This is a genomic window from Streptomyces sp. NPDC024555 (genome assembly GCF_055559335.1).
The window spans coordinates 292,761-304,682 of the sequence record NZ_JBVHKV010000007.1; the positions used below are offsets into that span (position 1 = coordinate 292,761).

The following is an 11,922-nucleotide window of genomic DNA, read 5'->3' on the forward strand; positions in this document are numbered from 1 at the left end:
GATGAGACTCACCCGCGTCATCGGGATCGGCGCCGGCCTCGCCGTCGTGGCCGTCGCGGCCACCACCGGGGTCATGGCCCTGGACGAGGAGGGCACCACCACCGTCACGGCCTACTTCGACCGGGCCACGGGCATCTACGCCGGCTCCGACCTGCGGATCCTCGGCGTCAAGGTCGGCTCCGTCGAATCGGTCAAGCCCCGCGGCAAGGAGGTCAAGGTCGTCCTCCGCCTCGACAAGGGCGTCCAGGTCCCCCGGGACGCCCACGCCGTCGTCGTCGCCCCCAGCCTCGTCGCCGACCGGTACGTCCAGCTCACCCCCGTCTACACCGGGGGAGCGGTCCTCGCCGACGGGGCCCAACTGCCCGCCGCGAACAACGCCACCCCCATCGAGGTGGACCAGCTCTACGAGTCCATCACCGAACTCTCCACCGCGCTCGGCCCCGACGGGGCGAACGCCCAGGGCGCCTTCGCCGGACTCCTGGACACCGGGGCCAAGAACCTCAAGGGCAACGGCAAGGACATCGGCGACTCCATCGAACAGTTCGGCAAGGCCACCAAGACGCTCGACAAGAGCAGTGGCAACCTCTTCGACACGCTCGCCTACCTCCAGTCCTTCACCACCATGCTCAAGGACAACGACGGCAATGTGCGCGCCGCCGAGGACCAGCTGAACACCGTCACCGGCTTCCTCGCCGACGACAAGCAGAACCTGGGCGCCGCCCTCAAGGAACTCGGCACCGCGCTCGCCCAGGTCAAGACCTTCATCAAGGACAACCGGGGCGAACTGAAGAAGAACGTGGACGCCCTCGTGCCGATCACCCAGACCCTCGTCGACCAGCGCGCCTCGCTCGCCGAGTCGATGGACGTCCTGCCGCTCGCCGCGGGCAACGTGCTCAACGCCTACGACCCGGCGAACCGCACGCTCAACGGCAGGACCGACCTCAACGAGCTCAGCATGGGCCGGCTCCCCGTCCTCCAGGGCCTCGAACCCGTGGACACGGCGCGCCAGGAGGACCTGCCCGTCCTGCCGCTGCCCGCCGTCGGCACGGTCTACGGCACACCGAAGGACGCCGCGGCGAAGAGCGGCGACGACACGAAGGGGGCCACCCGATGAACCGGACCCCGCGCCGGCCCCGGGCCCTGCCGGGCCTCACCCTGGTCACCCTCGGCCTGAGCTGCACCCTGCTCCTCACCGGCTGCGGCGCACCCAGCTTCACCGGCATCGAGGACATCCCGCTGCCCGGCGGCGCCGACCTCGGCGACCATCCGTACGAGATTACCGCCGACTTCGCGGACGTGCTCAGCCTCGCCCCGCAGTCCTCGGTGAAGGTCAACGACGTCGCCGTCGGCCGCGTCACCAAGATCTCCCTCGCCCCGGACACCTGGCAGGCCCGGGTCACCATGAAGGTCAACGGGAAGATCAAGCTCCCGGCCAACGCCTACGCCCACCTGGAGCAGTCCAGCCTCCTCGGCGAGAAGTACGTCCAGCTCTCGCCCCCCGCCAAGGGCACCGCCGTCGGCACCCTGGCCTCCGGCGACCGCATCCCGCTCGCCCGCACCAACCGCAACCCCGAGGTGGAGGAGGTGTTCGGCGCCCTGTCCATGCTCCTCAACGGCGGCGGCGTCCAGCAGCTCAAGACCATCACCACCGAGCTGAACAAGGCCCTGACCGGGCGGGAACCCCAGGTCAAGTCCATGCTCCACCAGGTCGACACGCTCGTCACCAACCTCGACGACCACCGCGGCGACATCACCGCCGCTCTCGACGGCGTCAACCGGCTCGCCACCACGCTCGCCACCCGCAAACAGGACGTCGGCACGGTCCTCACCAAGCTCAGCCCCGGCATGAAGGTGCTGGAGAAGCAGCGCGGCTCCCTGATGACCATGCTCCGCTCGCTCGACACCCTCTCCGGCGTCGCCGTCACCACCATCAACAAGTCCAAGGCGGACACCATCGCCGACCTGAAGGCCATCGCCCCCACGCTGCGGGCCCTGGCCGACTCCGGCAAGGACCTGCCCGACTCCCTCCAGGTGCTGCTCACCTACCCGTTCACGGACGAGGTGCTGCGCGGCGTGAAGGGCGACTACCTCAACGTGTACCTGGACCTCACCGCCGTACCGGGCACCCAGATCATCCCCGCCTACGAGCCGGACCCGGACACCCCGGCCGGCGCGAAGACCACGGCGGGCGGCGCGGCCCTGCCGCTGCCGCTGCCCGCCACCACGGCTCCCACCACGTCCTCGGCCCCGGACGGGAGCACCCGATGATCACCCTCGCCATCCGGCTGAAGAACCTCGCCTTCCTGATCATCGCCGTGCTGGTGCTCGGCTTCCTCGGCATCCGCTACGCCGATCTCGGCCACTACGTCGGCATGCGCGACTACTACACCGTCAAGCTGCAACTCCCGCGCACCGGAGGCCTGTTCACCCACTCCAACGTCACCTACCGGGGTGTCTCCGTCGGCCGGGTCGGCCCCATCGAACTCACGGACGACGGAGTCGAGGCCGAACTGCGCATCGACAAGTCCGCCCCGGACATCCCCGACGACCTCAAGGCCGTCGTCGCCAGCCTCTCCGCCGTCGGCGAGCAGTACGTCGACCTGAGGCCGGCCCGCAACGAGGGCCCCTTCCTCGCCAACGGATCGGTCATCGACCAGGCCGAGACCACCGTCCCCGCCCCGGTGACCAACGTCCTCACCAGCGTCAACGACCTCGCCTCCTCCGTCGACCTGGAATCCCTGCGCACCGTCGTCGACGAGTTCGGCACCGCCTTCACCGGCCGGGGCGACGACCTCCAGGTCCTCCTGGACACCGGAAGCGACTTCGTCCAGGCGGCCGACGACGCCCTCCCCGTCAACACCAAGCTCATGGAGGACGGCGAGAAGGTGCTGCGCACCCAGGTCGAACAGGGCCAGGCCCTCAAGGGCTTCGCCTCCGGGGCCAAGGAACTCGCCGAGCAGCTCAAGGGATCCGACACCGATCTGCGCAAGCTCATCGCCGTCACCCCCGACGCCACCGGCCAGATCAGCGGGCTGCTGCGCGATCTCGACCCGGCCTTCGGCGTGGTCGTCGCCAACCTCCTCACCACCTCGGACGTCGCCGTCACCCGGCAGCGCGGACTGGAGGAACTGCTCGTGAAGCTCCCCGCCGTCGTGGCCGCCGGCGCCAGCGCCGTCGACGAGGACGGAGCCCGGTTCGGCATGTCGATCACCTTCTTCGAACCGCTGCCCTGCACCTCCGGCTACGGCGGTACGACCTACCGCAACGGCCTCGACACCTCACCGGGCCCCGCCGTCAACACCAAGGCCCGCTGCGCCTCCTCGCCCGGCACCGGCATCAACGTCCGGGGCAGCGCCAACGCCCCGAAGGGCGGCCCGCTGCCCGCACCGGCCAGGCCCGGCACCCTGCCGCTGCCCGGCGACAGCGACCGGCTGCCCGGCGCGCTCGGGGTGACGGCGGACTCCGGCGCCCCGGTCGACGGCATGGCCGGACTCCTGGGCCTCGGCACGGGGAGCGGCGCATGAGGGCCGGCGGACGCGCGCTCGGCGGCTGGGCGGTGCTGCTCGTCGCGGCCCTGGTCTGCGGCCTCGGCGGCTGGTCGTACGCCCGCGCCCGGGGCGACGACGATCTGGCGTACGCCAAGAGCCGGGACGCCGCGCTCGCGGACGGCAGGGCGGGACTGGCCCGGCTCAACAGCCTGGACGGCAAGGACGCGGCGAGCGTCGACGCCGGACTCGCCTCCTGGCTGGACTCCTCCACCGGACCGTTCCACGACCAGCTCGCCCGCACCCGCGCCAAGGACGCCGCCGAGCTGAAGAAGTCCGGCACCACGGCCCGGGGCAAGGTCACCGACGCGGCGCTCACCGAGGTCGACGCGCGCAGCGGCACGGCTCTGATGATCGCCACCGTCGACATCGAGGTCACCCCGCGCGGCGGAAAGCCCGCCACCGAACGCAAACGCTTCGAGGCCACCCTGGCCCGGACCGGCGACGGCTGGAAGGTCAAGGCGCTCACGGCACTCGGCATAGGGAGCGGCGCATGAGCCCCAAGAGCGGAACCACGACCGACCTGGCGAAGGCATCGCCGGAGGAGCCCGTCGACGCCCCGGAAGCCGTGGACACGGAGCGGGAGCCGGATCCGGAGCCGGCCGCCGCCGAGGTCCCGGACGCCTCCGACACCTCGGAGGCCTCCGATGCCCCCGAGGCCGTCGACGCGGCCGACGACGAGGCCGGGGCCCGCCCCCGGCGTCGCTGGACGCGCTCCGTCGGCGCGCTGCTGGCGGTCGTCCTGCTCGCGGCCGGTGCCGTCTTCTACGTCGCGGGACGGCAACTGCGCGACACCCCCGCCACGGACAACCTCGCCCTGACCGACAGCGCGGCCACCACCCAGGTCGCCGGCGAGGTCACCAACGCGCTCGGCAAGGTCTTCTCCTACGGCCCCGGCGAGACCGCCGCCACCAAGGAGTCCGCCCAGCGCTATCTGGCCGGCAAGGCGCTCCAGCAGTACGCGGCGCTCTTCGGGCAGGTCGAGAAGCAGTCCGCCGACCAGAAGCTCACCCTCACCACCCATGTCGTGCGCGCCGGTGTCACCCGGCTCACCCGCGACAGCGCCCATCTCCTGGTCTTCCTCGACCAGGTCTACGAGCGCAAGGACAAGCCCGCCTCCCGCGCGGCGGCCCAGCTCTCCGTGACCGCCCAGCTCAGGGAAGGGCACTGGACGATCGTCGCGATCGACCCCCGATGACGGACGGGCGCCCCCCGGGGCACGTCAGCACAGACGCACAGTACGGAACGGCCGGCAGGAAGAGGCAGTGATGGCACGGGCACGGATGACGAGGAACCCGCTGACGGCGACGGCGATCGTGCTGACGCTGGCGGCGGCCTGCGCCGCGGGGTGGGGCGGAGTGTCCTGGTACCAGGCGGAGCACGACGACTCCGCGGCGTACGCGCGGGCCCGCGACGAGGCGCTGGCCGCCGGCGAGCAGGCCGTGCAGAACATGAACACGCTCGACCACGCCCGGGTCGCCCAGGGGCTCGACGTCTGGGAGGACTCCACCACCGGAGACCTGCACCAGCAACTCGTGGACGGACGCGACGGGTTCGTGAAGCAGATCCAGGAGGCGAAGACGGTCAGCACCGCCAAGGTGCTCTCCGGCGCGGTCACCGAACTCGACGAACGGGCCGGCCGGGCGGGCGTCATGGTGGCCCTGCGCGTCACCGTGACCGCCCCCAAGGGGAAGCCCGCGGTGAAGGAGAGCCGGATGCTGGGACAGCTCACCCGCACCCCCGACGGGTGGAAGCTCAGCGCCCTCGGCCAGGCGCCCGTCGGCAACACCGCCGGCTGAGCGGCCGCCGACGCCCCCGCCCGCCACCCCGCACCGAGAGGACCCCCGGACATGTCGACGACCCGTCACCTCGTCAACCGGCAGCGCCGTCTGGCCACCGTCGCCGCCGATCGCGCCGCCGCGCCCACCGCCCCGCACAGACCCGCAGAGCCGGACACCGAGTCCGGGACCACCCACGACGACACCGCCGCGGACGCGCTCGCCGGCCCGGACGGGACCGACGGCGACGACGCGCCCGCAAAGCCCGCGGACCCCGACGGGGAGAACACGGCGGAGAAGGAGGCCGGCGAGAAGAGGACCGGCCGCGCCCGGCCGCGTCTGCGCGTCACGCTGCCCGCCGTGCTCTGCGCCGCCACCGTGCTCCTCGGGGCCTTCGCCGCCTGGGCGTTCACCGAGTCCGGCAGCCTGCGCGACGATCCGAGCCGGCAGAACACCGCGCTCACCGACATCAGCCGCACCAGCGAGGTGAAGGGCCAGATCACCGAGGCCGTCGGGGCCGTGTTCTCGTACGACTACGCCTCACCGGCCAAGTCCGAGGCGGCGGTGAAGAAGTACCTGACGGGCAAGGCGGTCGGGCAGCACACCGACATGCTCGCCGCCGTCCGGGCCCAGGCGCCCAAGCAGAAGCTGGTCCTCACCACGACCGTCACCGAGAGCGGCGTGGAACTCCTGGACGGCGACCGGGCCCGGCTCCTCGTCTTCGCGGACCAGCGCAACACCCGTACGGGCACGTCGGAGGAGACCACGTACGCGGCGGCCATGTTCGCCGTGGACGCCGTTCGCCGGGGAGGCACCTGGCGGATATCCGCCATCGATACGTTCACCCGGTGACCCGGGGGAGAGGAGAGCACGCATGAGGTTCAACGGCACCATGCGCCGCGGACTCGGCGGCACCGCGGCCGCCGTCGCCGCGATGGCGGCGCTCACCGCGTCCCAGGCACCGGGCACCGCCGCCCACGAGGACACGGCGCGGCGGCAGAACACCGGGACGGACGAGGTCCGCTGGTCCGAGGTCCCCAACGACGACTCGTACCACACCGAACTCCCGCCCCTGAAGAGCCCGGAGCCGCCGAAGCCGGGGGCCAAGCAGAACAAGGCTGCCGTCCAGTCGTGGGCCCAGGCGGGCATCCCGTCCACGGTGCTCGCCGCCTACCGGGACGCGGAGAGCCGGCTGCGGCGCGACGACCCCGGCTGCCGGCTGCCCTGGCAGCTGCTGGCCGCCATCGGCAAGGTCGAGTCCGGGCACGCGGCGGGCGGCCGGGTCGACGCCCGGGGGACCACCCTCACCCCGATCCTGGGCCCGGTGCTCAACGGCGTGGGCTTCGCCGAGATCCCGGACACCGACGGCGGGGCGTACGACGGGGACAAGACGTACGACCGGGCGGTCGGCCCCATGCAGTTCATCCCCTCGACCTGGGCGCACTGGGCGAGGGACGGGAACGGCGACGGGATCAGCGACCCGAGCAACGTCTACGACGCCTCGCTCGCCGCGGGGGCCTACCTCTGCGCGGGCGGCCGCGATCTCGCGGTCTCCGCCGACCTCGACCGTGCGGTCCTGAGCTACAACCACTCGGACACCTATCTGCGGACCGTGCTGTCCTGGCTGGAGTTCTACCGCAGCGGTGTCCATGTGGTGCCCGACGGCAAGGGCGTCGTCCCGAGGAGCCCGGGGGCCGGCGGCCCCACCGAGCCCGAGCACGCGGTGGGCGGCCCCGGCACCGAACCGGCCCAGAGCGGCAGTGGCGGCGGCATCCAGGTCGGCCCGCAGCCCGGCCACCCCACGCGCCCGACCACCCCCGGCACCGTCGACCCGGGCACCGGCCCCTCGGCCGGCACCGAGTCCCCGGAACCGGGCAACCCCACCGGCCCCGGCACCCCCGACCCCACGGACCCGGGCACCCCGGACCCCACGGACCCCGGCACCCCCGATCCCACCGACCCCGGCACCACGCCCGACCCGGGCACCACCCCCGATCCCGGCACGACCCCCGACCCGGGGGAGACCGGCTGCCCGTCACCCGATCCGACGGACACCACCGGAACGACCCCCGACCCGTCGGCCGACCCCACCGGAAGCACGGAGCCCTGCCCGACGGAGACGCCCGCCGCCTGAGGACGCGCCGGGCCGCCGTGCTCAGCCCGAGAGCACCGAGGCCAGGTCGTAGCGCACCACCTCTTCCAGCTGCGCGTAGGTGCAGCCGGAAGGGGTGCGGTCCGGGCGCCACCGGCGGAACTGGGCGGTGTGCCGGAAGCGGTCGCCCTCCATGTGGTCGTACGCGACCTCGCAGACCCGCTCCGGACGCACCGCCACCCACGTCATGTCCTTCTTCCCGGACCAGCGGCTCGGGGCGCCGGGCATCCGGGAGTGCTCGTGCGCCTCGGCGTCCGCCCACGCGCCCCAGGGGTGGCCGGCCGCGTCCGTCACCAGCGGCTCCAGTTCGGTGACCAGCTCCGCGCGCCGTTTCATCGGGAAGGCGGCGCAGACGCCCACGTGCTGGAGGACGCCCGCGTCGTCGTACAGGCCGAGCAGCAGCGAGCCCACGACCGGGCCGCTCTTGTGGAAGCGGTAGCCGGCCACGACGACGTCGGCGGTCCGCTCGTGCTTGATCTTGTACATCGCCCGGGTGTCCGGCCGGTAGGGGAGATCCAGCGGTTTGGCCACCACGCCGTCGAGCCCCGCCCCCTCGTACCGTTCGAACCACTCCCGGGCCACTTCGGGGTCGGTGGTCGCCGGGGCGAGGTGCACCGGGGGGCCGGACGCCGCGAGGGCGGCCTCCAGCACGGTGCGCCGCTCCGACTGGCGCATCCCCATCAGCGAGTCGTCGCCGAGCGCCAGCAGATCGAAGGCGACCAGGCTCGCCGGGGTCCGCTCGGCCAGCAGCCGCACCCGGGAGTCCGCGGGATGGATGCGCTCGCTCAGCCGGTCGAAGTCCAGCCGTCCCTCGTGCGCGACGACGACCTCGCCGTCCACGACGCACCGGGGCGGGAGGTGGTCGCGGACCGCGGTGACCAGCTCGGGGAAGTAGCGGGTGAGCGGTTTGCCGGTCCTGCTGCCGATCACGACCTCGTCGCCGTCCCGGTGCACGATCGCCCGGAAGCCGTCCCACTTCGCCTCGTACTGCATCCCGGGCGGGATCTTCTTCACGGCCTTGGCGAGCATCGGCTTCAGAGGCGGCATCACCGGCAGGTCCATGCCTCGATTGTGGACCGTACGGCCACCTGAGTCCTCCGATATGCGGCATATGTGTGCCCGGCCTAGCGTGGCCGACATGGCAGCAGCGGGCAGAGCGGTGGAGCTGGACGCGGCCGGGCGGGCGGTCCGGCTGTCCAACCCGGACAAGGTCTACTTTCCGGCGAAGGGATACACCAAGCGGGACGTGGCGGAGTACTTCCTCGCCGTCGGCCCGGGAATCCTGCGGGCCCTGCGCAACCGGCCCACCACCCTCCAGCGGTTCGTGGACGGCGTCGAGGGCGAGTTCTTCTACCAGAAGCGCGCTCCGAAGAACCTCCCCGACTGGATCCCCACCGCCGAGATCGCCTTCCCCAGCGGGCGCACCGCCCACGAGATCTGCCCGACCGAGGTGGCCGCCGTCCTCTGGGCGGCCAATCTGGGCACGCTCACCTTCCACCCCTGGACGGTCCGGGCCGACGACACCGACCACCCCGACGAACTGCGCATCGACCTCGACCCGCAGCCCGGCACCGACTACGCCGACGCCGTCGCGGCCGCCCGCGAACTGCGTTCCGTGCTGGAGGACCACGGGCTGCGCGGCTGGCCCAAGACCTCCGGCGGACGCGGCATCCACGTGTTCGTGCCCATCGAGGCGCGCTGGACCTTCACCGAGGTCCGCCGCGCGACCATCGCCGCCGGGCGCGCCCTGGAACGCCGGATGCCCGACCGGGTGACCACCGCCTGGTGGAAGGAGGAGCGGGGCGAACGGATCTTCGTCGACTTCAACCAGACCGCTCGGGACCGCACGATCGCCTCCGCGTACTCCGTGCGCCCCCGCCCGCACGCCCCGGTCTCGGCCCCGCTCAGCTGGGACGAGATCGACGACGTCGAGCCCCGCGACTTCGACATCCGCACGATGCCGGCGCGGTACGCGGAACGGGGCGATGTGCACGCGGACATGGAGCAGGAGGCGTTCCGGCTGGACGCGCTGCTGGAGCTGGCCGACCGCGACGAGAAGGACCGGGGGCTGGGCGACATGCCCTATCCGCCGGAGTACCCCAAGATGCCGGGCGAGCCGAAGCGGGTGCAGCCCAGCCGGGCCCGCCATGAGGACGAGGAGACCGGGGACGCGAGCGCATGAGCGGTCCGGAGCCGGGGGCCGACGCGCAGCACGGCCCGGAGAGCGCCGGCCCCCACGGTGCGCACGGCCGGACGCCGGACGCCCGCCAGAGGTGGGCCTCCTTCAAGGCGTCCCCGTACTTCCCGGCGACGGTCCTGCTGTTCATCCTCGCGGCCGCCGCCGGACTGTTCGCCGGCTCCTACACGTACGCCATGGCCAACCCCACCCCGCACCGCATCCCCACCGCCGTGGTCACCGATCCGGAGACCGACCGGGGCCGGGAGTTCGTCGCCGGGATGGACAAGGCGCTCGACGCCTCGCTCGTCATCCATGTCTTCGCGACGCCCGAGGCGGCGCGCGAGGCGCTGGAGGAGCAGGAGGTCTTCGCGATCGTGCGCTCCGGTCCGGCCGGGGTCTCGCTCCAGGTGGCCGGGGCCTCCGGCGCGGCCGTCGCCCAACTGCTCGCGGAGTCGGCCGTCAAGGTCGGGGACACGCTGGGACTGCCGGTCGCGGTGACGGACGTCAAACCGCTCCAGAAGGGCGACCCGCGCGGGCTCGCGCTCTTCTACATCTCGCTCGCCGCCGTGATCGTGGGGTTCGTCGGCTCCATCCAGCTCAGCGTGCACGCCCGCGGCCTTGTCCCCCTGGAACGCATCGCGTTCACCGTCGCCTACTCGCTGCTCGGCGCCTTCGCGATCGCGGCGGTGGTCGACTGGCTGCTGGGCGCCGTCGATCTGCCGTTCGCCGAGTCCTGGGCGATCCTCGCCTTCACCATGTTCACCTCCGGCATGGTCTTCACCATGTTCAACACCCTGCTGGGCCGCTGGGCGATGCTCCCGACCTGGGGCGTCATGGTGTTGCTGGGCAACCCCTCCTCGGGCGGGGCGGTGTCCTGGCCGCTGCTGCCCTCGCTGCTCGGGCACATCGGCCGCTGGCTGCCCCCGGGCGCCTCCGTCAACGCCCAGCACACCGCCGTCTACTACCAGGGCCACCAGCGGCTCTTCCCGTACCTGGTGCTCGCGGGCTGGTGCCTGGTCTCCTGCACCGTCTTCTGGGTGTGGCGCCACCGCCACCCCGGGGGCCGCGACCGCGAACCCGAGCACGCGGCCCCGGCAGGCTGATCCCCGACGACCGTTTCGCGACTCGCCCATGTCCGTTCCAGGCGGAAACGGACAGATTCCTTACGGTGGGTGAGCAATGTGCCCCGGGCTGTTCACGGCCCGTCGCGGAACCCCGGGCGTGCTCGCCCGGCAGTGGGGAGTTCGACATGGACCGTAGAAGCTTCAGCCGGCGGATGCTCATGGGCGGCGGCGCGGCCGCGGCGGCCGGGGTGACGTCGCTGGCCCTCCCCCGGACGGAGGCGGCCGCCCGGCCGCACCCGCCCCGGCGGGCGGGCGCCGGGGGAGCGGTCCGGCGGATGCGGATGTACGTGGAGCAACTGCCCGACGGCCGGATGGGCTACGGGCTGGAGAAGGGGAAGGCGACCGTACCGGGGCCCCTCATCGAGATCGTGGAGGGCGACACCCTGCACATCGAGTTCGTGAACACCCTGGACGTCCCCGCCGGGCTGCACGCCCACGGCGTCGACTACGACACCGCGAGCGACGGCACCCGGATGAACCGGAGCACCGTCGAACCGGGCGCCACCCGCACCTACACCTGGCGCACCCACACCCCCGGCCGCCACCACGACGGCACCTGGCGGTCCGGCAGCGCCGGCTACTGGCACTACCACGACCACGCCGTCGGCTCGGACCACGGCACCGGCGGCATCCGCAAGGGGCTCTACGGCCCGCTCGTCGTCCGCCGCCGGGGCGACCTCCTGCCCGACCGGACGATCGCCATCGTCTTCAACGACATGTCGATCAACAACACCCCGGCCGGCCACACCCCGGACTTCGACGTCACCCTCGGCGAACGCCTCGAAGTCGTCATGATCACGCACGGCGACTTCTACCACACCTTCCATCTGCACGGTCACCGCTGGGCCGACAACCGCACGGGCATGCTCACCGGCCCCGACGACCCCAGCCGCGTCGTCGACACCAAGATCGTCGGACCGGCCGACTCCTTCGGCTTCCAGGTGATCGCGGGCGAACACGTGGGCCCCGGGGCCTGGATGTACCACTGCCATGTGCAGAGCCACGCCGACCGGGGGATGGGCGGCATGCTGTTCGTGAGGAACCCGGACGGCTCGATGCCCGGCCACGAGGCGCAGACCGCCCCCGCGCCACCGTCCCCCGAAGCGTCCGCGTCCCCCTCGGGACACCGGCACTGAGCCCCTCC

General features: G+C 72.5%; 12 protein-coding genes. 11 read left to right on the forward strand and 1 reads right to left on the reverse strand.

Annotated features, from left to right (window positions below):
* The first annotated feature begins 1 nt into the window (after window position 1).
* The 8 genes from ACZ4FH_RS14615 (at window position 2) to ACZ4FH_RS14650 (ending at window position 7,457) form a co-directional block, all read left to right on the forward strand.
* Window positions 2-1,114: an MCE family protein gene (locus ACZ4FH_RS14615; RefSeq protein WP_467304792.1), complete on the forward strand. Its 1,113-nt coding sequence runs from the start codon at window positions 2-4 to the stop codon at window positions 1,112-1,114.
* Window positions 1,111-2,268, forward strand: a complete 1,158-nt coding sequence (locus ACZ4FH_RS14620; protein WP_467304794.1) for an MCE family protein — start codon at window positions 1,111-1,113, stop codon at window positions 2,266-2,268. Before ACZ4FH_RS14615 ends, ACZ4FH_RS14620 begins: the two co-directional genes overlap by 4 nt.
* Entirely contained in the window at window positions 2,265-3,524 is a 1,260-nt protein-coding gene (locus ACZ4FH_RS14625; RefSeq protein ID WP_467304795.1) for an MCE family protein, read from the forward strand. The genes ACZ4FH_RS14620 and ACZ4FH_RS14625 overlap by 4 nt, the downstream gene beginning before the upstream one ends.
* Window positions 3,521-4,042, forward strand: a complete 522-nt coding sequence (locus tag ACZ4FH_RS14630; protein ID WP_383638398.1) for a hypothetical protein — start codon at window positions 3,521-3,523, stop codon at window positions 4,040-4,042. The genes ACZ4FH_RS14625 and ACZ4FH_RS14630 overlap by 4 nt, the downstream gene beginning before the upstream one ends.
* Window positions 4,039-4,743, forward strand: a complete 705-nt coding sequence (locus tag ACZ4FH_RS14635; protein WP_467304798.1) for a hypothetical protein — start codon at window positions 4,039-4,041, stop codon at window positions 4,741-4,743. The genes ACZ4FH_RS14630 and ACZ4FH_RS14635 overlap by 4 nt, the downstream gene beginning before the upstream one ends.
* Before the next feature lie 70 nt (window positions 4,744-4,813).
* Window positions 4,814-5,344, forward strand: a complete 531-nt coding sequence (locus ACZ4FH_RS14640) for a nuclear transport factor 2 family protein (RefSeq protein ID WP_467304800.1) — start codon at window positions 4,814-4,816, stop codon at window positions 5,342-5,344.
* A 51-nt stretch (window positions 5,345-5,395) separates the two neighbouring features.
* On the forward strand, window positions 5,396-6,175 hold the full coding sequence (locus tag ACZ4FH_RS14645) for a hypothetical protein (protein ID WP_467304802.1): 780 nt from the start codon (window positions 5,396-5,398) through the stop codon (window positions 6,173-6,175).
* Between the two features lie 22 nt (window positions 6,176-6,197).
* A complete protein-coding gene (locus ACZ4FH_RS14650; protein WP_467304803.1) occupies window positions 6,198-7,457 on the forward strand; it encodes a lytic transglycosylase domain-containing protein in 1,260 nt (419 codons plus the stop codon).
* A gap of 21 nt (window positions 7,458-7,478) precedes the next feature.
* Here the strand turns inward: ACZ4FH_RS14650 and ACZ4FH_RS14655 are convergent, their stop codons facing one another.
* Complete coding sequence (locus ACZ4FH_RS14655; RefSeq protein ID WP_467304804.1) at window positions 7,479-8,537, reverse strand: ATP-dependent DNA ligase; 1,059 nt, start codon at window positions 8,535-8,537, stop codon at window positions 7,479-7,481.
* 97 nt (window positions 8,538-8,634) lie between these two features.
* On the opposite strand from ACZ4FH_RS14655, the gene ligD reads away from it, so the two are divergent.
* From ligD to ACZ4FH_RS14670, 3 genes are all read left to right on the forward strand, one after another.
* Window positions 8,635-9,657, forward strand: coding sequence for a non-homologous end-joining DNA ligase (gene ligD, locus ACZ4FH_RS14660; protein ID WP_467304918.1), 1,023 nt, complete (start codon window positions 8,635-8,637; stop codon window positions 9,655-9,657).
* Window positions 9,654-10,757, forward strand: a complete 1,104-nt coding sequence (locus tag ACZ4FH_RS14665; protein ID WP_467304806.1) for an ABC transporter permease — start codon at window positions 9,654-9,656, stop codon at window positions 10,755-10,757. Before ligD ends, ACZ4FH_RS14665 begins: the two co-directional genes overlap by 4 nt.
* A gap of 146 nt (window positions 10,758-10,903) precedes the next feature.
* Window positions 10,904-11,914 carry a multicopper oxidase domain-containing protein gene (locus ACZ4FH_RS14670; RefSeq protein WP_467304808.1) on the forward strand — a complete coding sequence of 337 codons (1,011 nt, stop codon included), beginning with the start codon at window positions 10,904-10,906 and terminating at the stop codon, window positions 11,912-11,914.
* The last annotated feature ends 8 nt before the right edge of the window (window positions 11,915-11,922 follow it).